Annotated in this window: 21 protein-coding genes and 6 pseudogenes; 20 read left to right on the top strand and 7 right to left on the bottom strand. The window is 61.8% G+C overall.

What is annotated here, in order from left to right:
• Positions 1 to 39: 39 nt before the first annotated feature.
• A pseudogene (locus QM996_RS27595) lies at positions 40 to 1118 on the top strand (IS3 family transposase); the annotation flags it as partial.
• Here the strand turns inward: QM996_RS27595 and QM996_RS27590 are convergent.
• The 4 genes from QM996_RS27590 to QM996_RS27575 form a co-directional block, all read right to left on the bottom strand.
• A complete protein-coding gene (locus QM996_RS27590) occupies positions 1083 to 3167 on the bottom strand; it encodes a recombinase family protein (RefSeq protein ID WP_334197058.1) in 2085 nt (694 codons plus the stop codon). The pseudogene QM996_RS27595 and the gene QM996_RS27590 sit on opposite strands and share 36 nt — an antisense overlap.
• Positions 3157 to 3426 (bottom strand): hypothetical protein, encoded by a 270-nt coding sequence (locus QM996_RS27585; protein ID WP_101792481.1) that lies wholly within the window; start codon positions 3424 to 3426, stop codon positions 3157 to 3159. Before QM996_RS27585 ends, QM996_RS27590 begins: the two co-directional genes overlap by 11 nt.
• 22 nt (positions 3427 to 3448) lie before the next feature.
• Complete coding sequence (locus tag QM996_RS27580; RefSeq protein ID WP_018210163.1) at positions 3449 to 3898, bottom strand: helix-turn-helix domain-containing protein; 450 nt, start codon at positions 3896 to 3898, stop codon at positions 3449 to 3451.
• Between the two features lie 181 nt (positions 3899 to 4079).
• The gene (locus QM996_RS27575; RefSeq protein WP_013845646.1) at positions 4080 to 4292 is read right to left on the bottom strand and encodes a DUF5372 family protein; all 213 of its coding nucleotides are present in this window, start codon (positions 4290 to 4292) and stop codon (positions 4080 to 4082) included.
• A 95-nt stretch (positions 4293 to 4387) separates the two neighbouring features.
• On the opposite strand from QM996_RS27575, the pseudogene QM996_RS27570 reads away from it, so the two are divergent.
• The 17 genes and pseudogenes from QM996_RS27570 to QM996_RS27490 form a co-directional block, all read left to right on the top strand.
• Positions 4388 to 4576: pseudogene (locus QM996_RS27570) on the top strand (integrase core domain-containing protein); the annotation flags it as partial.
• A 258-nt stretch (positions 4577 to 4834) separates the two neighbouring features.
• A pseudogene (istA, locus tag QM996_RS27565) lies at positions 4835 to 6327 on the top strand (IS21 family transposase); the annotation flags it as partial.
• A gap of 5 nt (positions 6328 to 6332) precedes the next feature.
• Positions 6333 to 6470: a hypothetical protein gene (locus QM996_RS27560; protein ID WP_334197057.1), complete on the top strand. Its 138-nt coding sequence runs from the start codon at positions 6333 to 6335 to the stop codon at positions 6468 to 6470.
• 105 nt (positions 6471 to 6575) lie between these two features.
• The gene (locus QM996_RS27555) at positions 6576 to 7169 is read left to right on the top strand and encodes a nutrient deprivation-induced protein (protein WP_334197056.1); all 594 of its coding nucleotides are present in this window, start codon (positions 6576 to 6578) and stop codon (positions 7167 to 7169) included.
• A complete protein-coding gene (locus QM996_RS27550) occupies positions 7162 to 7581 on the top strand; it encodes a phage holin family protein (protein WP_334197055.1) in 420 nt (139 codons plus the stop codon). Before QM996_RS27555 ends, QM996_RS27550 begins: the two co-directional genes overlap by 8 nt.
• The gene (locus tag QM996_RS27545) at positions 7578 to 8513 is read left to right on the top strand and encodes a DUF3618 domain-containing protein (RefSeq protein ID WP_334197054.1); all 936 of its coding nucleotides are present in this window, start codon (positions 7578 to 7580) and stop codon (positions 8511 to 8513) included. The genes QM996_RS27550 and QM996_RS27545 overlap by 4 nt, the downstream gene beginning before the upstream one ends.
• 121 nt (positions 8514 to 8634) lie before the next feature.
• Positions 8635 to 9978: a PQQ-dependent sugar dehydrogenase gene (locus QM996_RS27540; RefSeq protein ID WP_334197053.1), complete on the top strand. Its 1344-nt coding sequence runs from the start codon at positions 8635 to 8637 to the stop codon at positions 9976 to 9978.
• Between the two features lie 589 nt (positions 9979 to 10567).
• Positions 10568 to 11512: an ABC transporter permease gene (locus tag QM996_RS27535; RefSeq protein ID WP_334197052.1), complete on the top strand. Its 945-nt coding sequence runs from the start codon at positions 10568 to 10570 to the stop codon at positions 11510 to 11512.
• A complete protein-coding gene (locus QM996_RS27530) occupies positions 11509 to 12327 on the top strand; it encodes an ABC transporter permease (RefSeq protein WP_334197051.1) in 819 nt (272 codons plus the stop codon). Before QM996_RS27535 ends, QM996_RS27530 begins: the two co-directional genes overlap by 4 nt.
• Positions 12324 to 13967: an ABC transporter ATP-binding protein gene (locus tag QM996_RS27525; RefSeq protein ID WP_334197050.1), complete on the top strand. Its 1644-nt coding sequence runs from the start codon at positions 12324 to 12326 to the stop codon at positions 13965 to 13967. The genes QM996_RS27530 and QM996_RS27525 overlap by 4 nt, the downstream gene beginning before the upstream one ends.
• A 1-nt stretch (position 13968) precedes the next feature.
• Positions 13969 to 14826, top strand: a complete 858-nt coding sequence (locus tag QM996_RS27520; RefSeq protein ID WP_334197049.1) for a serine hydrolase — start codon at positions 13969 to 13971, stop codon at positions 14824 to 14826.
• 35 nt (positions 14827 to 14861) lie between these two features.
• A complete protein-coding gene (locus tag QM996_RS27515) occupies positions 14862 to 16406 on the top strand; it encodes an ABC transporter substrate-binding protein (RefSeq protein WP_334197048.1) in 1545 nt (514 codons plus the stop codon).
• Positions 16407 to 16519: 113 nt separating this feature from the next.
• Entirely contained in the window at positions 16520 to 17959 is a 1440-nt protein-coding gene (locus tag QM996_RS27510; protein WP_334197047.1) for a M20 family metallopeptidase, read from the top strand.
• Between the two features lie 258 nt (positions 17960 to 18217).
• Positions 18218 to 19471: a plasmid partitioning protein RepA gene (repA, locus tag QM996_RS27505; protein ID WP_334198690.1), complete on the top strand. Its 1254-nt coding sequence runs from the start codon at positions 18218 to 18220 to the stop codon at positions 19469 to 19471.
• A gap of 5 nt (positions 19472 to 19476) precedes the next feature.
• Positions 19477 to 20544: a plasmid partitioning protein RepB gene (gene repB, locus QM996_RS27500; RefSeq protein ID WP_334197046.1), complete on the top strand. Its 1068-nt coding sequence runs from the start codon at positions 19477 to 19479 to the stop codon at positions 20542 to 20544.
• 33 nt (positions 20545 to 20577) lie between these two features.
• The gene (locus tag QM996_RS27495; RefSeq protein WP_334197045.1) at positions 20578 to 20775 is read left to right on the top strand and encodes a type II toxin-antitoxin system RelE/ParE family toxin; all 198 of its coding nucleotides are present in this window, start codon (positions 20578 to 20580) and stop codon (positions 20773 to 20775) included.
• The gene (locus QM996_RS27490) at positions 20768 to 21094 is read left to right on the top strand and encodes a helix-turn-helix domain-containing protein (protein WP_334197044.1); all 327 of its coding nucleotides are present in this window, start codon (positions 20768 to 20770) and stop codon (positions 21092 to 21094) included. Before QM996_RS27495 ends, QM996_RS27490 begins: the two co-directional genes overlap by 8 nt.
• A 39-nt stretch (positions 21095 to 21133) precedes the next feature.
• Here QM996_RS27490 and QM996_RS27485 read toward each other — a convergent pair.
• The 3 genes and pseudogenes from QM996_RS27485 to QM996_RS27475 form a co-directional block, all read right to left on the bottom strand.
• A pseudogene (locus QM996_RS27485) lies at positions 21134 to 21292 on the bottom strand (integrase); the annotation flags it as partial.
• 17 nt (positions 21293 to 21309) lie between these two features.
• A pseudogene (locus QM996_RS27480) lies at positions 21310 to 21779 on the bottom strand (methyltransferase); the annotation flags it as partial.
• 51 nt (positions 21780 to 21830) lie between these two features.
• A complete protein-coding gene (locus tag QM996_RS27475) occupies positions 21831 to 22004 on the bottom strand; it encodes a hypothetical protein (protein ID WP_334197043.1) in 174 nt (57 codons plus the stop codon).
• A gap of 255 nt (positions 22005 to 22259) precedes the next feature.
• Between QM996_RS27475 and QM996_RS27470 the strand changes: the two are divergent.
• Together QM996_RS27470 and istB are read left to right on the top strand one after the other, a co-directional pair.
• Positions 22260 to 22544 (top strand): annotated as a pseudogene (locus QM996_RS27470) (IS21 family transposase); the annotation flags it as partial.
• Entirely contained in the window at positions 22541 to 23437 is an 897-nt protein-coding gene (gene istB / locus QM996_RS27465; RefSeq protein ID WP_334197042.1) for an IS21-like element helper ATPase IstB, read from the top strand. The pseudogene QM996_RS27470 and the gene istB, both read left to right, overlap by 4 nt.
• Positions 23438 to 23511 lie beyond the last annotated feature (74 nt).

The raw sequence follows: 23511 nt of genomic DNA, 5'->3' as shown, positions 1-23511 counted from the left end.
CCCCCACTTAGTTAAGTGTGTAGGAGTAATGTCGGCATTATGACTAGCATCAAGCATAAGGTAGAGGTCCTCTCCGGGCCTGAGCGACGGCGGCGCTGGAGCACGGCGGAGAAGCTGGCCATCATCCAGGAAACCTACGAGGCGGACGCGACGGTGAGCATCGTCGCCCGTCGTCATGGCATTCAGCCGAACCAGTTGTTCGCCTGGCGCAGGCTGGCGTCTCAAGGCGCGTTGACGGCGACGGCCGCCGAAGAGGAGGTTGTTCCGGCATCCGAATATCGGGCGCTTCAGGCCCAGGTGAAGGAGTTGCAGCGCCTGCTGGGCAAGAAGACGATGGAGAGCGAAATCCTCAAGGAAGCCCTCGAAATCGCCGGCGGCCCAAAAAAACGGATGTTGCGCTCAATCTCTCTTCCGAGGGGAATTTTGGAATGAAGGCCGTCTGCGAAACTCTTGGTGTCGCCCGGTCGAATATCGCTGCGCGTGCCACAGCCTCCCTTTCCAGAGCCAGAGGACGCCCACCACTCCCGGATCGGGAACTGGTGGCGGATATCAAGGCCATCATCGCCGACATGCCCACCTACGGCTATCGGCGTGTCCATGCCATCCTGCGCCGCAACGCCCGGAAAGACGGGCGTTCGTGGCCCAATGCAAAGCGCGTTTACCGGGTCATGAAGCTGCACAATCTGCTGTTGGTGCGCCACACCGGAGCGGTCGATGATCGCCTCCATGACGGTCAGGTCGCTGTCGAACGTTCGAACATCAGATGGTGCTCCGACGGCTTCGAGATCGGCTGCGACAACAAGGAGAAGGTCCGGGTCGCCTTCGCTCTCGACTGCTGCGACCGTGAGGCAATCGCCCATGTCGCCACCACCGAGGGCATCAAGAGCCAGGACGTGCAGGACCTCGTGATCACCGCCGTGGAGAACCGCTTCGGCCGCATCAACATGCTGTCCGAGCCCATCGAATGGCTCACCGACAACGGCTCCTGCTTCATCGCCAGGGACACCGCGTCCTTGCTCCGCGACATCGGCATGGAACCGTGCACGACGCCGGTGCGCAGCCCCCAATCGAAGGAGCAGACATCACGATGCACCTTGTTGGATTTGTTGAGCGTCAATTAACCGGGGTTGGCGGCTACCATAGCGGCCGCCGACGCCTTTTGCGAGTCTGACATTGCCCGGTGGCTCATACAGGTAGCGGTGGTTGGTAGCGTAGCGATGGCGCTTGAGAACACCATCGCGTCCGAGTTGGTGTACGGTTGTGGCGCTTACGCCAAATCGACGAGCCACTTCCTCGCCAGTTAGCATGCCGCTCTCGCGCAACCGTTCGAACCGGGTCTTCAGCCCATAGGCTCGACGAACGAGCATGACTTTCTTCAAGGTAAAAGCCTCACCGCGCCAGTTACGATGCCCGAGTGCGTTGAGACGACTGGCAATCTGCTGGTCATTGTCGGTCTCCAGCAGTTCGTTGATCAGTGCCACAACCGCTTCCGGGGTCTTGCGGATCACGGCCATGGGTTGGGGACGAGCGACTGCCAGGCTTTGCGTGCGACCTCCGCGCCAGCGTATGTGCATGTTGATCTTCTCGTCGACCAGCAGTGTCACGTCTTCGATGAGGAGACCAAGCATGCGTTTACGCTCGACCGGGCTCGTGCGCTCGTTGTTCCAGATGCGCGGAAAATCTGCGGCCAGCGCTCGGATCCGTTCCTGCATAGCGCCGCCCAGCAATGACTGGTCTGTCTCGTTCTGCCGCTCGTGTTCGCGCTGAAGCGTATCGAGGTCGCGAAGCTTGCCATTCCAGTCCGCTTCGAGTGCGTCGGCAACCAAGCGGTTGTCGGGATCGACCTTCAGATAGCGGCGGCGTGCGAGTTCAGCCTCATACCGGGCGCGCTGTAACTGCTTGTCGCGCAGCGAGGCAGCTTGTTCGACACGTTGTGAGATCTCCTCCTGCACCGCAAGCGCGACCTCTATCGCCGTCGGTGCCATTGCTTCGAGCAGCAACGCGCTGACCGCTTCATCGATCGCTGGTCCTCTTGCCCATTGGCAAGCCTTGCCCGCGTGGCGCACGACGGCCTCGTTGCAGATGTAATAGGGACGAAGATTGCCTTCGAACTGTTCGTAATGGACCCGCATGCGGGCGCCGCAGCGACCACACAAAACTCTTCCTTGCAATAAGCCGTTGCCCTGGCGAGGCATACGACCCCGCAGGCCAGGAGAAAAACCGACTGCATTTTGTTGGAGACTTGTTTGATTGCGTTCGAACTCGTCCCACGAGATGTAGCCTTCATGGGCCTGCGGGATGAGCACCTGCCAGTCGGACCTCGGCATCTTCTGCTGTGCGGACTTAAGCTTGGCATTGTAGACCGTGCGTGTGCGTCCGTATGCGAAAGCACCAGCGTATCGTGGATTGTGCAAAATCTGGATCACGCGAGAATGGTCGATCTGGCTCCACAGCACGTCGCCCTTGCCGATGCCGCGACGGATACGACGGGGAAACAGGATCTTCTCGCTGCGCAGGCGGCGCACGACCGCACAGGCTGAGCCCACCTCCCGGAAGGTATCGAACAGCATGCGCACCGTGTCCTGGATCTGTCGATCCGGATCAAGCACCACGCGCATATCGGGCGTGTAGACCAGTCCGATCGGCAACGGCAACTCGAGCTCGCCACGACGCGCCTTGTTGAGAATGCCGCCTTGCAGTCGAGACTTCAGGATGTGGAGTTCGGCCTCACTCATCGTGCCCTTCAGGCCGAGCAGCATACGATCGTTGAACGACGCGGCGTCGTAAACGCCATCTTCGTCCATGATGAGCGTGCGCGACATGGCGGCCAGTTCCAGAAGGCGATGCCAATCCGCATTGTTGCGAGCCAGGCGAGATACTTCCAACCCCAGCACGATGCCTGCGTGTCCCATTGCGACCTCGCTCACCAAGCGCTGAAATCCATCGCGGTCCTGCGACTGTGCGCCGGAAAGGCCGAGGTCGTTGTCGATGACGTGGACGCGCTCAATCGGCCAACCCAGAGCCACCGCGCGGTCCCGTAATGCATATTGTCGCTTCGTGCTCTCGGTGTTCTCGAACACCTGACGAAGGGAGGATTGGCGAACGTAGAGAAAGGCATCGCGCCGCAGGTGATCGGCGCTAATCTTCATGGCATTATCAGTAGACATGGCTTCCTCCTGTCTCTGCTGCCAGCACCATATTGGCGAGCATGTGCACGAGCTGGCGATCGTGCGCGACCAGCGAAGTTGTCTTGAGCCGAGGCGTCGACTGCTGTCGCGCTATCGCGGATTGATGGGGTGCGATCAGCACTGCCAGGCCGCGCCACAGTCCGTGAAAGACGATGGCGCCCATGCGCCTCGCGCAAGCCGTGCCGCAAATAACATCGGCGCGGAGCGCTTCGTAAACATCCTTGCCGCTCTCCGACATGGCGATTGCGTGCGTCGGCTCTTCATCGTTTTTTTTTACGCGCCACCGCGCGTTCGATGCTGCGCGGATGGACGCTGATGCCCAGTCTCGCATGCACCAGGTCCGCCAGAGAACGGGCCTGCAGTTGGCCGTTCGCATCGAGGTGCTCCTCGACGAGACGCATGACCTCGCCAGTAAGCTTGTGGGCTGACTTTGGCCCGCGGGTGCGCGGCAAGAGGCCGGACATGCCATCGCGCTCGAACGCGGCCTCCGCTTGATAGTAGGTCTGCCGAGACAGCCCGAAAAGCGCGGCCGCATCGGCTTTGTTGGTGCCGTCTTCGCGGGCGTGCCGAAGCATCTCATACTTCACTTGCACGAGATCGAGCGGATCAAAGAAACCTGCTTCCCGGAACCAGGGGGCGCGGACGCCCTCGGGCTTGGGGTTCAGAGCGCCCATCTGGCGCAGGCGATCGGGCTTGCTTTCTTTGGTCACGGGAGCCTCCTTGTGTAATCTAAATTATGCCGCATACAGATCACACGTCAATTAAATTCTATCTCTATTATCATTGATATCCCAGCCATCACAGGCGAAATGCCCTTGATTGATGGCCGTTCGCATCGCGCGCGCGGCATAATTAGCCTTACATTCGCGGCGTAATTTACTTGACGCCTCTTCACTCTTCCTGACGGCTCTTAATGCGATCAATCAATGACGCCAGCGCCGACAGATCGTCTGGGCGGGAGAAGGACCGACCCGCAGCAACCTGACTGAACAGGTCAGCCTCATTGACATCGGTCCACGAAGCCGGCAGCGAACGCAACCGTCCCTGAGCGTCGTAGAACATGACGCGGTCTTCGCCCCAGTTCTGTTTGCGTGTCGACAGCACGAAGCGCTGGCCGCGCCACGGATGGAACGGGTGCGTGACCTCGAACTCTATGCGCGCTTGAGTGTCAGTACGAACTGCAGTCCGGGACTTGAAAGAACGGCATGGCCGAGGCCTTCGTGAAAACCTTCAAACGCGATTACGTCGCGGTGAACCCCACCCCGGATGCCGAAACCGTCATGGCGCAACTGCCGTTCTGGTTCGAGCATTACAACAATCTTCACCCGCACAGTGCTTTAGGATATCAATCCCCGCGCGAGTTCATCAGCTCGCAATCTCAAGCCTGAGCATGTCCGGTCTTTTGGGGGCAACTCCAGGAACCTTTTCTGACGCCCTAGATTTGAAGCCGCCCTCGACGCTCACCCGCAATCGAGGGCCCTCTAATCCCCACCCTGCCCATCAATAATCCCTGCTAGATGGGGCCTAGCGAGAATTGTTGTAGTTCAACTCTTCGACCGCTTACTTAAGTGTGTTTCGGCGTCCAATTTTGACCCCCCTCAGATTTCATCTGACCATCCGGCTTTTTGCGGCGGATGGAGCGGGAATTGAAGCGAGTGGATACGATTGCGCGTGTTCGACGGGCCTTCCATGTGCAGGGCTGGTCGATGAGAAGATCGTCCGGGAACTCCACGTGTCGCGCAACACGGTACGCAAGATACTGCGTTCCGACGAGACAGATTTTACCTATGCACGAGAACGGCAACCGTTACCGCGGATCGGAGCCTGGAAGGCCGAGATCGAGCGGTTTCTGACAGCCAATGAGGGCAGGCCGTCGCGCGAGCGGCTGACGCTGATCCGGATTTATGAGGAGGTCAGGGCACTCGGCTACGATGGCAGTTATGACGCGATCCGGCGATATGCCAAGACCTGGGCGAAGAACCGCGGAGCCGTGACGGCGGAAGCCTATGTACCGCTCTACTACGCGCCAGGTGAGGCTTACCAGTTCGACTGGAGCCATGAGATCATTCTGATCAACGGCGTGACGACGACCGTGAAGGTGGCGCATGTCCGGCTCTGCCACAGCCGGATGATGTTCGTCCGGGCCTACATGCGCGAGAGCCAGGAGATGGTGTTCGACGCACACGACAAGGCATTGGCCTTCTTCCATGGCACCTGCACGCGCGGCATCTACGACAACATGAAGACGGCGGTCGAAGCCGTGTTCGTTGGAAAGGAACGACAATACAATCGCCGTTTTCTGCAGATGTGCAGCCATTATCTGGTTCACCCGGTCGCCTGCACGCCCGCATCTGGGTGGGAGAAGGGACAGGTCGAGAACCAGGTTGGTCTCGTGCGTGAACGCTTCTTCACCCCGCGACTGCGGGTCAAAAGCCTGGAAGAGCTGAACGTCTGGCTGCTCGATAAGTGCATCGCCTACGCCAAGGCTCACCGCCATCCCGAGCAGACCGAGCGGATGATCTGGCAGATGTTCGAGGCGGAGCGCGCCAGCCTGGTGCACTATGTCGGGCCGTTCGACGGTTTCCACTGCGTTCCGGCCTCGGTGTCGAAGACCTGCACGGTCCGCTTTGACAACAACAAATACTCCGTCCTCTCGACGGCGGTCGGCCGCCCTGTCGAGGTTCATGCCTACGCCGAGAAGATCGTGATCCGGCAGGATGGCGTGAACGTCGGTGAACATCCGCGTTGCTTTGGCCGTGGCGAGACGGTCTACGATCTCTGGCATTATGTCCCTGTGCTGGCTCGCAAACCCGGAGCTTTGCGCAACGGAGCGCCGTTCCGGGAATGGGTCTTGCCCGCAGCGATGGAGAAAGTGCGCCGGCGGCTGAAGAGCGCCCATGACGGTGATCGGCAAATGGTCACCATCCTCGGCTGCGTTCCCACCGACGGTCTGGCGGCCGTCGATGCTGCCTGTCAGGAGGCGCTGGATCATGGCGTCTGCTCGGCCTCGGTGATCATCAACATTCTGGCCCGCAGTCGTGATCCGGCTCCGGCAATCACTCTTCAGACCCCCGATGCGCTGCGGTTGATCCATGAGCCGGTCGCCGACTGCGCACGGTATGACAGCCTCAGGAGGGCAAGCTGATGGAACGCACACAGGTTCTCGTCGCCACGACGGCGTTAACGGTCTTGGCGCTTCATACGGGCTTCGGTCGCCGGAAAGCCCGGACCCAATTGGGCTCGCGCTTCAAGAGCGGTCGCGATTCCGAGCAGCTCCTCTAGGCATGTTGGTCAAGCGATCCAGGCTGCGCCTACCCGGGGAACAAGGATCAAATTCGTTGGTTTGATGCGCAATGAATCGGGCCTCCGCCCGAAGAGGAGGCGCAAATGATCGACGACCCAAAGGACCGCAGACCCCAGCAACAGCAAAGGTTGTCGTCGTCCGAGGAGAACGGCCGGTACGCGACGAGCTCCGGGAATGGTTTCCCCGAGAGGCCGGATGAAACTCGGGCTGACGCAAATTCACGCGGTGATGATCAAGGCAGCCAAGCGAAGGTAGCCGCAGCCCAGGCCATCGATCACGAAAAGAGCGCACTGGCCCGCCATTTGCGCGGTCTTGCAGGCGCCATGGAGAAGGTCGGAACTGAACTTCGCCAGTCGGAGCAACCGGCCCTCGGGCGCTACACGCAGCAGATTGGAACCTCCATCCGGCGGCTGGCGCGCGACTGTGAGGACCGAAAGCTCGGCGAAATAGCCGCAATGGCAGAAGATTTCGGGCGAAAGCAACCGCTCGCCTTCCTCGGCATGGCGGCAATTGCGGGATTGGCGGCAAGTCGCTTCCTGTCTGCCTCGGCCCAGCGATCCCAGAACACGTCAGATGATGTTCGATCGAATTCCTCTCCGACATACGAGAAGGAAGGCGATTTGGACTTTGACAAGGAAGGTGATTGGGACTTTGAGAAGGAATTGCGTGATGCTTAACCCTGGTGACGACCGCTCCCTATCCGACCTCGTGACAGGATTGGTGACAGACATATCCGGGCTTTTCCGGAAGGAAATCGATCTTGCCAAGGCCGAGGCGAGCGAAAGTTTTGATCGGGCGATCGGCAGTATCGAGACGCTTCTTGTCGGGCTTATCTTTGCAATTGCGGCCATTGGCGTACTCTTGAGCGCCGTCGTGCAGGGTCTCGGCGCCGTCCTCATGACGCAAGGAATACAGGAAGCAAATGCCCATGCCTTGTCAGCGGTTACCGTCGGCGTCCTCGTCGGTCTCCTCGCCTGGGCGATGATTTCGCGCAGCCTCGCCAGGCTCGGAAACCGCAGCGTACGCTTCGACAAGACGACGGCGTCCCTCCAACGTGACCTCGATGTGGCTAAGGAGGCAGTACGATGACCGCTGACACGCATTCGCCCGCCGAGTTACAGCGGGAGATCGAAGCCGATCGACACAGGATCGAAGAGAAGCTTCACACCATCCAGGAGCGGATGTCCCCTGGCGAATTGATGGATGAACTTTTCACCTATGCGAGGCGGAGCGGAGGAGCTGAATTTCTCACCAATCTCGGTGGCGCAATGAAGGCAAATCCTATCCCGGTAGCTCTGACGGGCATTGGCCTCGCCTGGCTACTCGCGGATCCCGCCTCCCGCGCACCTCATGCTTCAGCCCCTGATAATGGTTTCGACAACTATCCACTCGCGTCCGTGAAAGGCAACTTGCGGCGTGTTGGCCCGGTTGAGGCGAATTTTGGCGAGCGGTACAGCCACTTCGAAGACGAAAGTGGCAGTCGCTTTCGAGCCCGTACCGATGCCGCTGGCCGCAGGGCTGGTCATTTCGTCGATCCCAGTGGCACCGTCTACCGTGGCTTCGCCGATGTTGCCGGACGGCCGATCGAGGATATCCGTGATGAAACAGGCAAGTTGTTCGATGAAGCCTCCGGCTGGGCGTCAGCAACGTGGCGAGAGATAAAGGGTGCGGCGGGCGGCATTTCCGACACCATTACGGACGCCGGCCGGTCCGCAGCAGATAGTGCACGAGGTGTCCGTCAGACCGCTCAAACTCAAGGAGCACAGCTAAATGCGACCATTCTCAAGAACTTTCGCGACCAGCCGCTGGTGGGAGGTGCGTTGGCGTTTGCGATTGGTGCGGCGATTGGCGCTGCGTTGCCTGCGACAGCGCTAGAGGATGAGGCCGCCGGCGAGGTGTCGGACAGAGTTCGCGATCACCTCGCGGCCACGGCCGACGCCGCAGCAGAAGGGGCAATCGAAGGCGCCAAAGGAGTTCTGGACGAGACAACGAAGGCGAGTGAGGCGCGTTCTCCTAGATGACGCTCGATCGACTAGCGACGGTCCCAGACGACTCTTGGTCGGGAGACACGATGCGGCCACGGAAGCGGAGAAAAGCCGACATCCGAACCGGCGATGATCCACTCCGTTCGGAGGACATCCGATGAATACCGGTATCCCGCGACTCTCGATCATCGTCACCTTCATAGGCGCCGTTGCCACAGGCTGTGTCGCCATTTCCTCTGAGAAGACAGGGGCAATCGCGACGAATGACGGCTACGGTCCGAACCCGACGCTACCAAAGCCGCGATCGACGCTGATCCCCACGATCCGCATCGCCGAGGCGAAAGGCTGGCAGGGCCGCACGGCGCCGACGCCGGCGAAGGGGCTGAGGGTCAATGCTTTCGCCGGTGGTCTCGACCACCCGCGTTGGCTGCACGTCCTGCCCAACGGCGATGTGCTGGTTGCCGAAAGCAATGCGCCGGAAAAGAAGGACGGTGGCTTCAGCCTTCGCAAGCTTGTGATGGGCGCCGCAATGAAGCGCGCCGGTGCGGCAACCAAGAGCGCCAATCGCATCACGCTCCTGCGGGATACCGATGGAGATGGCGTCGCCGATATGCGGCGGACATTTCTGGAAGGACTCAATTCGCCCTTCGGCATGACGCTTTCGAACGGGGAGCTCTATGTCGCCAATACCGACGCCCTCGTTGCCTTCCCGTATAGGAGTGGTCGCACTCGAATAACCGCTCCGGCGCAGAAGATCGTCGATCTGCCCGCGGGCGATATCAACCACCATTGGACCAAGGACGTCACTGCCAGCCCTGACGGGCGCAAGCTCTACGTGACGGTCGGCTCGAACAGCAATGTCGGCGAAAACGGTATGGCGGCGGAAACGAATAGAGCCGCTGTTCTCGAAGTCGATCGCGCGAGCCGCCATACACGCGTCTTCGCCTCGGGCCTGCGCAATCCGAACGGACTCTCCTGGAACCCGCAGAGCGGCGCACTGTGGGTCGCCGTCAATGAACGGGACGAGATCGGTGACGATCTCGTCCCCGACTACATGACCTCGGTCCGTGATGGGGGCTTTTACGGCTGGCCCTACAGTTATTTCGGCGGAAACGTCGACACCCGGGTCAAGCCTCAGCGGCCCGATCTTGTTGCCAGGGCCATCAAGCCGGACTATGCGCTGGGTTCGCACACCGCCTCGCTCGGGCTGACGTTCTCGAAGGACGCTTCACTCGGCCCGCTTTATCGCAACGGCGCCTTCGTCGGCCAGCACGGCTCCTGGAACCGGAGCGCCTTCAACGGATACAAGGTCGTTTTCGTTCCGTTCCGCAATGGCAAGCCGAGTGGACGGCCGCAAGATTTCCTCACAGGCTTTATCGGTAGCGACAACAAGGCGAGGGGCCGTCCGGTCGGCGTGGCGATAGATAAGACCGGTGCACTGCTCGTGGCAGACGACGTCGGCAACGTCATCTGGCGCGTAAGCCGACGGAAGGGGGGCTGAGGTACTACACTGCCTCCTTTCATCTGTATCAAGCTGCGGGGAGTGCGGTCCCGCCAACTTCGTCGGCGAATACACAGGCTAACATTTGCTGGATGGCACCCTGAGGTGTGAGTGCCGCGCCAGTTGGGTATGCCGCCCGTACGCATTCCACTCGGGCAACGGCCGCCGAAGAATAGACAGGCTTTCGGACGGGCACAGCCATCAGCCCTCCGCAGCAAGTCCCTTCGCCGGGACGATGGTGGATGGGTTAGGCCGCTATGCGACGAGCAGCACGATGGGACTGCGCCTCTAAAAGATTGGCCAACCGGTCCTCAGCAGACCCCACAAAAGCAGCGGCAAAGCTCCGACTGCGCGGGCGAAAGTAATCTCAGGTGGAACGCTCCCTGCCTTTGAATCACCGTGCAAAGTATTGGAGAAGATTATCGTAGATCTGTACGTCCATTGGCGTGCCATGCTGTTGTCATAGACGTATGACGTTTACTCATAATATTGCGTCATTTTTTTCATTCGATCATAGTTTCCGTAACAAAAGCCGGCGGGCTGGAGAATCGCGGTAACGCGGGGTGGCCAGCCTCAGTACGGGGAACCCATGATCAAGTTCATTCTCAATCGCCTTGTATTGGCGATACCGACGATCGTTATCGTCTCGGTGGCCGTCTTCACGCTCATCCGTCTCATTCCCGGTGATCCGGCAGCGTTGATGCTCGGCGACATGGCCGAGCCGCAGCAGATTGCCGCGATGCGGGCGGAGCTCGGCCTCGACCGCAGCATCCCGGAGCAATTCATCATCTGGGCCGGCAACATTCTTTCCGGTGACTTCGGTACTTCGATCGTCACCAGCGAGCCGGTGCTGCATCTCATCGTCAGCCGCTTCCTGGTGAGCGCCGAAATCGTCGTCATCGCCGTGTTCCTGGCGAGCTTGATCGCGGTGCCAGCCGGCGTCATTGCCGCCTGGCGGCAGAACAGCCTGACCGACCTCGCGCTCGTCGGCACGGCAACAGTGCTTCTGTCGATCCCGACCTTCTGGCTCGGCCTTCTGTTGCTGCTCGCCTTTGGCCTCAAGCTCAGCTGGCTGCCGGTGCTGGGCTACGTGCCGATTTCGGAGAACTGGAAGGCCGGCCTGCTCTATCTGGTGCTGCCGGTCATGACTCTCGTCATTCACGAGATGGGCGTGATCATCCGCATGGCGCGTGCATCGACGCTCGAAGTGCTCAGGCTCGACTACATCACCCATGCCCGCGCCAAGGGCCTCTCCGAAAGCGCCGTCCTCTGGCGCCACGCCTTCAAGAATGCCTTCGGTCCGACCTGGACGATGATCGGCCTGATCCTCGGCAACCTGCTTGGCGGCATCGCCGTGATCGAGACGGTCTTCACCATCCCGGGGCTCGGGCGCCTGATGGTCGACGGCATCTTCCAGCGCGACTACCCGGTCATCCAGGGCTGTCTGCTGCTCGTCGCCTTCTCCTATGTCGTCGTCAACCTCGTGGTGGACCTTCTCTATCCTCTCTTCGATCCGCGGGTGGTGGCAGAATGAGAAAGCTCACTTTCAACGGTGTCATCGGTGGTGGCCTGATTGGGCTGCTGGTTGTCACCGCGCTCGTCGGCCTGGTCTGGACGCCTTACGATCCGATGGCGCTCGGCTTCACTTCGCGGCTTGCCGCACCCGGTGCGGCTCATTGGCTCGGCACCGACGAGTTCGGTCGCGACGTCGCAAGCCGGCTGATGGTCGGCGCCCGCGCCAGCGTCTGGATCGGTTGCCTCACCGTCGCCTTTGCCGTCGTCTGCGGCACCTTCATCGGCCTCGTCAGCGGATATGCTCGCGGCTGGGTCGACGGCGTGATCATGGCCATCAACAATGCGCTTTTGGCCTTCCCCGGTATCCTCTTGGCGCTCGGCCTGCTCGCGGTCTTCGGCGCCAACCAGTATGGCATCATCTTCGCGCTCGGCATCGCCTATACGCCGTCGATGGCGCGCGTGGTGCGCGGCGCGGTTCTGCCGCTGCGCGAACGCGAATTCATCGAAGCGTCGCGGGTCATGGGCAATGGCGAGATCTACACGATGCTGCGCCATATCCTGCCGAACTGCGTGGCGCCGATCACGGTGCTGGCGACCTCGATGTTCGGCTGGGCGATCCTGTCGGAAAGCGCGCTCTCCTTCCTCGGCCTTGGTGTACCGCCACCGGCGCCGACCTGGGGCAACATGCTGGCCGCTGGCCGCCCGTTCATCGAACAGGCCGTCTGGCTCGGTTTCTTTCCCGGTCTCTGCATCGCTCTCACCCTGCTCGGCATCAACCTCCTGGGCGATGCACTGCGCGACAAGCTCGACCCCCGCATGCGAGGCCTGAAATGACCGGTAAAACCTCTCTCAGTGCACCGCTTCTGAGCGTGCAGGGCCTCTCGCTCGCCGTCACCCATAGCGGTAACCAGGTGGTCAGGAACGTCAGCTTCGACGTAGCTCCCGGCGAGATCGTCGGCATCGTCGGCGAAAGCGGCTCCGGCAAGACGCTCGCGACACGAGCGATCATCGGTCTCATCCCGCCGGCTGTCCGCCATGCCGGCGGCACGATCCGCTACCGGGGCAGCGATGTGCTCGCCATGAAGGACCGTGACCTGCGTGAACTGCGCGGCGGCGAGGTCGGCGTCGTCTTCCAGGAACCGATGACGTCTCTGAACCCGTCGATGACCATCGGCCGCCAGCTCGAAGAAGGGCTGGTCCTGCACACGAGGAAGTCGGTCGAGGAGCGCCGCACCGCGATCCTCTCGATGCTGAAGCGCGTCGGCATCCGCGAACCCGAACGGGCATTGATCGCCTATCCGCACGAGTTCTCCGGCGGCATGCGCCAACGCATCATGCTCGCCTCGGTGATGCTGTTGAAGCCGGCCCTCTTGATTGCCGACGAGCCTACGACGGCGCTCGATGCCGTCGTCCAGCGCGACGTCATGGAGTTGATGGTCGAGCTGACCCAGGCCGAAGGCACGGCAGTGCTGTTGATCAGCCATGACCTGCCAATGGTCGCCCGCTACACGAACCGTTTCGTCGTGATGGAAAAGGGCGTCGTCGTCGAGCAGGGCCTGACCGAAGAGATCCTGCAGGCGCCGCGGCATCCCTATACCCGAAAGCTGCTCTCATCGCTGCCGTACCGCGGCACGGCGCGCGAGCTTGACATGACCCGCACGCCGATGGTTTCGGCACGCAACATCGTGGTGGAATATCCGGGCCGCAAGGGGCTGTTCCGCAAGCACGAGCCAAAGCGCGCACTGCATGGCGTCAGCGTCGATATCCATGTCGGCGAGGTCGTGGCGCTTGTCGGTGGCTCCGGCTCCGGCAAGACGACGCTCGGCCGGACCATCGCCGGTCTGGTACAGCAGACGGAAGGCGAGATCCTGTTCCAGGGGCGGGAGCGCAGCGCCGACTGGCGCGACTACCGCCTGAACTGCCAGATGGTGTTTCAGGATCCCTATTCCTCGCTCGATCCGCGCATGACCATCCAGGCACTTGTCGAGGAGGCGCTGCGGCTTGTGCCCGATCTTGACACGCCAGCCAAGCGCCGCCGTGCGCTTGAAACGCTTGAGGAAGTCGGGCTCAGCGCCGATTTCGCCAACCGCTATCCGCACGAGCTTTCCGGCGGCCAGCGCCAGCGCGTGGCAATCGCCCGGGCGATCGCGCGGCGGCCGAAGTTCCTGATCGCCGACGAGCCGGTTTCCGCGCTCGACGTCACGGTCCGCGCACAGGTGCTGGAGCTCTTCTCCAGCCTGCAGAAGCGCTACGGCTTCTCGTGCCTGTTCATCAGCCACGATCTCGGCGTCGTCGAACAGGTGGCCGACCGCGTCATCGTCATGCAGGACGGGCGCATCATCGAGGAGGGCGATCGCGACCGGATCTTCGACGCGCCACAGGAGGCCTACACCCGCAAGCTGCTGTCCGCGATCCCGGCGCTCGATCTCAACCAGACCGGCGGCGTCACCCTCAAATGGCGCCTGGAGGCCTGAGATGGGCAACGAACTCAAGGCGAGCGCGATCGCCGCCGAACTCAACGCGATCGCTGACGCCGAGCCCTTCGTCACGCGCTTCCTGGTACGCAACCTTCAGACCGGTGAAACCGTCGGCCGCGGCGAGCGCGAAGAGACACCGTCCGCCAGCACCCGCAAGACCTCGATCATGATGGCGGCGCTGAAAGCGGTGGCCGAGGGGCGGCTTCATCTCGACGAGCGTATCACTTACGAAGCGCGCCTCGCCCAGGAAGTGGCGAGCGGCATGTTCCGCTACCTGACGCCCGGCATCGTCATTTCGCTCCGTGACGCGATCGTCGGCATGATGGTGTTGAGCGACAACGTCTGCACCAAGATGGTGTTCGAGCGCCTGACGCTCGAAGAGGTCCATCGCTACTGCAAGGCGCTCGGCATGCTGGGCACGCACCATCGCTTCCTCATCCCGCCGCTGGCGCTGAAACCCGATCACTCGCTTGTCGACGTCACGACCACGACGGCGGCCGACCAGGTGATGCTCCTGGAACTGATCCTGGCGGCTGAGCACGACGCCGCGGCAGCAACCAGGCTCGGCATCACGGTCGAGCTTGCCGCCTTCGCCGTGCAGACGCTCAAGAACCAGGTGCTGCGCTATGGCATCCGCTCGCGGCTGCCGTTCGACACGGTGGTCGCCTGCAAGGGTGGCCGCGGCAAACGCGGCCGCATGGATGCCGGCGTCGTCTATCGCGACGGCAAGCCGCTCTACGCCATTGCCGCCTTCACCGATGAGGTGCCGGCGCTGATGCCGGACGGCACGCCCGGCTACACCATCGCCCTCGAAACGATCGGCAAGCTGTCACAGGCCTGCTGGCGCGCCTTTTGAACCGACAACCAACAAGCAGAAAAGAGAGAGGAACCATGAAGACCATACTTCTTGCCGGAACCATGCTGATGAGCGCCTTCGCGCTCGGCCATGCACGCGACCTGACGGTCGCCCAAAGCTCCGACATCCGCAGTAACGAACCCGGCGTCAACCGTGACGGCAACACGGATTCGGTGATCTTCCACATCGTCGAAGGTCTCGTCGGCTATGCCGAGAACGGCGAAGTGAAGCCGCTACTCGCCAAGAGCTTCGAGGTTTCTTCCGATGGCCTGACCTATACGTTCAAGCTGCGCGACGACGTGAAGTTCCACAATGGCAAGGCGCTGACAGCCGAGGACGTGGTCTGGAACTGGAACCGCTACATGAAGCCGGAGACCAAGTGGACCTGTGCGGCCGACTTCGATGGCAGCAAGTCGATCAAGGTGACGAACGTTGCTGCCGCCGACGCTTCCACCGTCACCATGAGCATCGAGAAGCCGTCCGCCGTCTTCCTCGGCCTGATGGCACGGCCGGAATGCGGTTACACCGGCATCGTCTCGAAGGATTCCGTTGGCGCCGACGGCGCCTATGTCGCGCCTATAGGGACCGGGCCCTTTAAGTGGGCCGAGTGGAAGAAGGGCGAATATGTCCGGCTCGAAAAATACGCCGACTACGTCTCGCCTGCTAATGACGGCAAGCCGGATGGTATGGTCGGCTCGAAGCGGCCGCTCGTCGACGGCATTAAGTTCATGGTGATCCCGGACGCCTCGACGGTGAAGACGGGCCTTCTCTCCGGTGCGCTTGATACCGCCGAGGTCTCAGCCGATCTCATCGCCGAGTTCAAGGACAGCGACACGATGCAACTCATCGTTCAGCGCAACAACGGCAAGAACCTGCTTTACTTCCAGACCCGCGACAAGGTGCTGAGCAACGTGGCCGTCCGCCGCGCCATGGCCGAGGCGCTGGATCTCGACCAGCTCGTTGCCGCCGTCTCCAACGGCACCGGCGAAGCTAACGCATCGATGGTCTCGGCGGACTCGATCTTCTACTCCGACGTCCAGAAGACGAAGATCCCGATGGATCTCGAAAAGGCAAAGAAGAACCTGGCTGACGCCGGCTACAAGGGTGAACAGATCACCATCATCGCCAACAAGCGCGGCAACGTGCCGAGCTTCCCGGCGGCCGTCATCGCCCAGGCCATGATGCAGCAGGTCGGTCTCAACGTGCAGATCGAAGTACTCGACTACGCCACCCAGGTCGATCGCCGCCGCTCCGGCAACTACCAGGTGATCTCGCAATCGGTCGCGCCACGCCTCGATCCGGCACTGATGTACAGTTTCTATGTCGGCAACAAGGACAAGAACGCCTCGCTGATGTGGGACAACCCGAAGGCGGTCGAACTGATGAAGGCGGCGTACGTCGAGGCCGACCAGGCCAAGCGCCAGGCGATCTTCGACGAATTCCACAAGCTGATGCTCGACGAGGTCCCGGGCATCTTCATGTACGACATGGTCGACATCTGGGGCGCCACGAAGAAGCTGCATGGCCAGCCGGTCTGGCAGTCCAACACCCGCCTCTGGGAAGTGACCCTCGACGATTGATCGGCCGTAGCCTGATCTGACCATAGGGATGGCGGCGGCCCTGCCGCCATCTTTGACCCATCGACAGAGATACCGATGCGACCGCACCCCGTGCCGTCGCAAGAGGAAGATTTATGCCAAAGCCAGCCGTACTGACCGCCCTTGCCGAAACCGTCGAAGCGTTGAAGCCCGAATTCGCCACGATGAGCGATGCGATCTGGGGCCACGCGGAACTGAGCTTTCATGAAGAGAAGTCGGCTGCCGCCCAGATCGCCATGCTGGAGAAGCACGGGTTTCGCGTGGCGCGCGGGCTCGCCGAAATAGCCACCGCCTTTGTCGGCGAGATCGGCGAGGGTGGCCCGGTAATCGCCTTCCTTGGTGAGTTCGATGCGCTGGCCGGCTTGAGCCAGGTGGCCGGCGTCGCCGAACCGCAGGCGGCGGTCGAGGGTGGTACGGGCCATGGCTGCGGCCACAATCTGCTCGGCACCGGCTCGATGCTCGCCGCAGTCGCGCTTGCCCGCTACCTCAAAGAGAACAGGCTGCCGGGCACGATACGCTATTACGGCTGCCCCGGCGAGGAGGGTGGTTCCGGCAAGACCTTCATGGCGCGCGCCGGCGTCTTTGCCGATGTCGATACGGCGTTGACCTGGCACCCGGCGCCCTTCAACGGTGTCCGCTCGACCAACAATCTCGCCGTTCTCGAAATCTACTACCGCTTCAAGGGTGTCTCGGCGCATGCGTCGAACGGCGCGCATCTCGGCCGCAGCGCGCTCGACGCGCTGGAACTGATGAATGTCGGCGTCAATTTCCTGCGCGAGCACATGCCGCAGGATTGCCGCGTGCACTATGCGATCACCGATGCCGGCGGCAAGGCGGCAAACGTCGTCCAGGCGCGCGCCGAGGCGCTCTATCTCGTTCGCGCGCCGCAGATGCCGGAAGCGCTGGCGCTCGCGGCTCGCATCGACAAGATCGCCAAGGGAGCGGCAATGATGACGGAGACCGAGGTCGAGATCGTCTTCGACCGGGCGGCGACGAACCTCCTGCCCAACCTTGCCTTGGAAACGGCGATCCACCAGAACATGGTGGCGCTCGGCCCGGTTCCCTTCGACGAAGCCGACATCGCCTTTGCCAAGGAAATCCAGAAGACGCTGACGCCAGAGGCGATCTCAAGCAGCATCCGGCTTTACCAGATCAAGGGTGACGTCTTCGCCAACAGTCGTCTCGACGGCTCGACGGGCCTGCATCTCGGTCTCCGGGATTTCGAGGGGCAGTCGCATTTCCGCGCCGGCTCGACCGATGTCGGCGATGTGAGTTGGATCACCCCGACCGCACAGTGCTGGGCGCCCGCCTGGGCGATCGGAACCGCGCCGCACACCTGGCAGGTCGTCGCACAGGGCAAGAGCCCGGCCGCGCACAAGGCCTTAGCCCATGCGGCGAAATCATTGGCGGCGACGGGTCTCGATCTGATCCTTGATGCCGATCTGCTGGCGCGCGCAAAGGCGGAGTGGCGTGAAAAAACCGAGGATAAACCCTATCAGTGCCCGATCCCGCCTCACATCGGCCCCAAGCTCTGAAGGCCGATTTGACGGCTTTATCGAACGCCCGCGCCGCCGTCGCGGGCGTTTTTCTTTGCGATATTGGCACCTTCAGCACGCCGTTCGCCATTGCCTCCGATCGTGGTCCACGTCTTGACGCGAATCAGAAGCTCGGGCATCTCTGTTACGGATTTTTTCGAATAAGTGCTGCTTGGCCGTATTTGAATGGAGTCTCTGTTAATGCTCTCCGGCCGCGTCGGGCCGTCAGGTGCATGCAAGGAGTATGGCGGAATGAATATGACGGCAACCCAGGCAAGGCAGGACGCGGATCACTCCCAGGCTCGCCGTCCGGCCGACGAAGCGATCGCCGCGGATGCGCGCGCTCTTTCCGAACAGTTGAAGGCCATGCGTGAACGGCTCTTCCCTCCGACCGCGATGAAGACGCTACGAAGCTTCACCTCCGGCGAGGCGGCCAAGCTGATCGGCGTCTCCGACGGCTATCTGCGCCAGCTCTCGCTCGCCGGAGAAGGGCCACAGCCGGACACCGGGCTCGGCGGTCGCCGTTCCTATACGCTCACCGACATCAACGCGCTGCGCCGTCATCTGGCCGAACAGGCGCTGGCCAAGGGCAATGCTGCCAAGGCTCGCAGCTATCTGAAATGGCGCGACGCAGAGGCGGGCGAGCATCTTCAGGTCATCTCGGTAACCAACTTCAAGGGCGGCTCCGGCAAGACCACCTCGTCGGTGCACATCGCTCAGTATCTCGCCATGACCGGCCACCGGGTGCTGGCCGTCGACCTCGACCCGCAGGCCTCGCTCTCGGCACTCTTCGGCTATCAGCCGGAACTCGACCTCACCGGCAACGACACGCTCTACGGCGCGATCCGCTACGACGCCGAAGCCCGCCCGCTCAAGGACATCATCCGCAAGACCTATTTCGATGGTCTCGATCTCGTGCCCGGCAATCTCGAGCTTCAGGAATTCGAACACACGACGCCGCAGGCACTCAGCGCCCGCCACAATGGCAGCGATGCCGGCCCGCTGTTTTTCGCCCGCGTGCAGACCGCACTCGCCAGCGTCGCCGACGATTACGATGTCGTCATCATCGACTGCCCGCCGCAGCTCGGCTACCTAACGCTGTCGGCGCTCTGCGCTTCGACATCCGTCATCGTCACGGTGCACCCGCAGATGCTCGACGTCGCCTCGATGAACCAGTTCCTCTATATGACGTCGGATCTCCTCAGCGTCGTGCGCGAGGCCGGCGGCGAGCTGAATTTCGATTTCCTGCGTTATCTCGTCACCCGCTTCGAACCGAATGACGGGCCGCAGGCGCAGATCGTCGGCTTCATGCGCTCGCTCTTCGGCGACCGTGTTTTGACATCGGCCATGGTGAAATCCACCGCGGTCTCCGATGCCGGCCTGACGAAGCAGACGCTCTACGAGGTCGGGCGGGAGAATTTCACGCGCGCCACCTATGACCGCGCGGTCGAATCGCTGAACGCCGTCAACGGCGAGATAGAAGCACTCATTCATGCGGCATGGGGGCGCTGATCGACATGGCTGGTAACCGCAAGAACGAACTGCGCGCCCTTTTCTCCGGCAACGTGCCGGCACCGGTCCCGCCGGCTGATGAAACCCAGCCTGCCGCCGTAACGAACTCCCAGCCAGCCAAGCCATTGGCCAAGGCGCCGCTCGCTGAAGTGCCGCGGGCAGCCTCTGGCGCGATCAAGGCCATGGGCCTTTCGCTCGGCACCATCACCCGCGAGGCGGAAGAGGCGCGCGCGCTCCGTGAAGCCTTGCACCAGGGCGAGCGCGTGGTCGAACTCGATCCGGACCTGATCGATGCCTCCTTCATCGAGGACCGGCTGACCGACGGTGAGACCGATGATCCGGACTTCCTGGCGCTCGCCGACAGCATTCGCGACAGCGGCCAGCAATCGCCGATCCTGGTGCGACCGCATCCGGAGAAGCAGGGCCGCTACCAGACGGCCTATGGCCACCGGCGCCTTAATGCCGTCCGTAGCCTCGGCATCAAGGTCAAGGCGATTGTCCGGCCGCTGACCGATGACGAACTGGTGCTCGCCCAGGGCAAGGAAAACGCCGAGCGTCGCAACCTCTCCTTCATCGAGCGGGCGATGTTTGCTTCCGCGCTTGCCGACCGCGGCTTTGACCGCAAGGTGATCGGTGAGGCGCTTGCCGTGCAGAAGAGCGAGCTATCGCGTCTGATCCAGGTGGCCGAAAACGTGCCGCCGGTGATCGCGCGGGCCATCGGGCCGGCGCCCAAGGTTGGCCGCGAGCGCTGGATGGCGTTTGGCGCGCTGCTCGAAGACGAGGCTGCGGTGCAGGTCGCGCAGGAGGAAAGCCGCTCACGCCGCTTCCTCGAAGCCGAAAGCGATCATCGCTTCCAGATTCTCTTCACCCGGCTGTCGCGCAAGCCGAAGTCGGAAACGGTGAAACCGGAGACGCTGGTCGACGCCGGCGGACGGGCCTTCGCCAAGCTCAAGCGTGACGGCAAGCACGCCCGAATCGAATTTGCGGCGGACGTCGATCCGGCTTTCATCGACGAGGTGGCAGCGCTCCTCGCTAAACACCATGCCGCCTTTGCATCCGGCCGTGAGGGCTGACGGCGAACGCCCGAAGGCTCCAGACACGCGAACATGAAAGAACTGCGCGTCAAGGTGTTGAAGGTGCAATGGCGGTTCGCGTTTGCCCTCAATCCGGAGCGAAAGGTTGTGGTTCTCTGCGGCGGTGCGAAGAGCGGCGTGAGCCAGAAACTCTCCTATAAGCGGCTGATCGATCTGGCGGACAAGCGGTACGACGAGCATTTGAGCGAGTTGGAGAAGAGACATGGATGACCTCGATAAGCTGATACAGACGCTGCCTGAGGATGAACAGCGCGCCGTTGCGAAGCGTACCAACCAGCTCGTCGCGGCGCACAATCTGCGAGAATTGCAGGCGCTTGCCGGACGGACGCAGGAAGACGTTTCTGCTGCGACCGGTTTCAAGCAAACCAACGTCTCAAGACTGGAGAAGCGCGCCGACATGAAGCTGTCGACGCTTCGCGATTATGTCGAATCCCTCGGCGGCACGTTGAAGATCGTCGCGGATGTCGCGGGCAAGAAGGTCGATCTTTCGAGCATCGCAGAGCGCTCCCGGCACGGTTCCAAGGCCTGAGCGAGCCACTGGCAGAAAGGGACGGCTTTTCAAAGCTTTTCAAAGCCCGGATGCCTTGGTCAGATTGCCCCGGAAGCGCTCGCGCCGGCGGCTGATATTTGCGAGTCATTTCGGCACTCGCCTGCCCAAGTTGCTTTTCACATGACCCTCGTCGACCTCGGCCGAGGAGGCCAGGCCGGCGCGCAGCGAATGACCGGCCCGGTTGCGGCTTCTGCTCAGTCCGGCTTGAAGCCGATTACCATCGAATCCGGCCCAGCAACGGCTCGACGCGTGTGGACACGAAATCAGCGTCGCGCATCGACGCCTGGCAGTCGGCGCCGGTGTAGTCGAAATCTCCGCGGGTCTCGATCAGCATGTTCAGGCTCAACAGTAGGCCGAAGGCGTTGCTGCGGCGCTGGTCCTCGATGACGGCGTCGTAGACGTTCAGGCCCCCTCCGTTCGGCAGCGCGGCGAAGGCTTTTTCCAGCAGCTTCTCGGCAATCCAGTCGTGCAGGATATGCCCCATCCCGATCACATCCGCATCCAGCATCGGGTCGTCGAAGAAGTTGCCGCTTTGGAAGCGGATGCGGTCAGCGAGGCCCTGCCGGGCGACGAACTCGTCGAATATCGGCTGCACGGCGGGCAGGGCGAAGCAGATGCCCTGGAGATGCGGATGGGCGCTCGCGATCACCACCGGCACAAAGCCGCTCCCGCCGCTTCCTTGAAGCGGAAAGCGATCATCACTTCCAGATTCTGTTCACCTGTCGCGCAAGCCGAAGTCGGAAATGCTGAGACCGGAGACGTTGGTCGACGCCGGCGGACGGGCCCTCGCCAGGATCAAGCGCGACGGCAAGAACGCCCGAATCGAATTGCGGCGGATGTCGATCCGGCTTTCATCGACGAGGTGGCCGCGCTCCTCGCCAAGCACCATGCCGCCTTTGCATCCGGCCGCGAGGGCTGGCGGCGGGACCTCGCTTAGGGTCGCAGTCGTGCCTCGCAACCAATTTCAGCTTAAATCCACCGCCATCCTCCGTCTAATCACCGGGGATGTTCGCGCTTCAGAGCTTCGGCGAGGGCTCTGTGGTAACAGACGTGCTTTTGGCAAGTATAAATTAGTTGTTTTAAGTATAATATAGCTTTTACAGTTTAGGTTAATGAATAATTTTGTCCGTGAGGTGCGTGGCCGGAATATCGCAGGGCTTTCGACACTCTCATCGAGCAACTGCCCGACCGGCAGGCTTGCAAGATCACCGTCGAATTGCTGGCGCTCGCTCATGATCGCGGTTGCGAGCGTGAACTGGCCGAGGAGCTTGCCAGAACGCTCGACGCCCGCAAACTGCCCGACCTGGTCGCCTTGAGAGCGATCTTCGGCCCAGACCCGGATCAGTTGCCGACCGTTCATGTGCAGCTCGCATCGCTCAACAGCTATGAAGCCCTGATGGGGTCTGCCTATGCGGGAGAGGCCGCATGAAGAATGACCACAACCCCATCGACGAAGCCCGCCTCGGCATCATGCTCAATGAACTGAGGCTGCCGACAATCAAAACGCTGTGGCCGCAATTTGCCGAACAAGCCGATCGTGAAGGGTGGCCCGCGGCTCGCTTCCTCTCCGCCATCGCCGAACACGAGCTGGCTGAACGGGCGCATCGCAGGATCGAACGTCACCTCGCCGAGGCCCATCTGCCGGCCGGAAAGACGCTCGAGCGCTTCGCTTTCGACGCAGTGCCGATGATCTCCAAGGCCCAGGTCATGGCCATTGCCGCGGGCGATAGCTGGCTCGCCAAGGGGGCCAACATCCTGTTGTTCGGTCCGCCCGGCGGCGGAAAGAGCCACCTCGCTGCAGCAATCGGCCTCGCGTTGATCGAGAACGGTTGGCGGGTGCTGTTCACGCGCACGACCGACCTCGTCCAGAAGCTTCAGGTCGCACGGCGCGAACTCCAGCTCGAATCCGCCATCGCAAAGCTCGACAAGTTCGATCTACTCATCCTCGACGATCTGGCCTACGTCACCAAGGACCAGGCCGAGACCAGCGTGCTGTTCGAACTCATCTCCGCAAGATATGAGCGGCGTTCCATCATGATCACCGCCAATCAGCCCTTCGGAGAATGGAACCGCGTCTTTCCGGACCCGGCCATGACGCTTGCGGCGGTTGACCGACTTGTTCACCACGCAACGATCTTCGAAATGAACGTCGAAAGCTACCGGCGACGTTCCGCCATGGAAGCCAAACGCCAGCGCGGCAGACCTGCCGCCTCCGCGACAATCAAAAGCTCTTCCCAGTTTGTCGCGGAGCGGCAATCAGAACACGACGAGACTCTTGCCAGCGACAATCAGCATGATACTTTCATGCCGACCGCGACATAAGAGTCTCATCCAGATTGTCGCCACCGTCTCATCCTGATCGTCGCGCTATAGGCGCAATGCTGCCGTCCACAGAC

Source organism: Sinorhizobium chiapasense, assembly GCF_045277575.1.
In the GTDB taxonomy this organism is placed as follows: domain Bacteria; phylum Pseudomonadota; class Alphaproteobacteria; order Rhizobiales; family Rhizobiaceae; genus Ensifer; species Ensifer chiapasense_A.
Note: the sequence above shows the minus strand (reverse complement) of the source record. Positions and strands in the feature narration are given on the sequence as shown.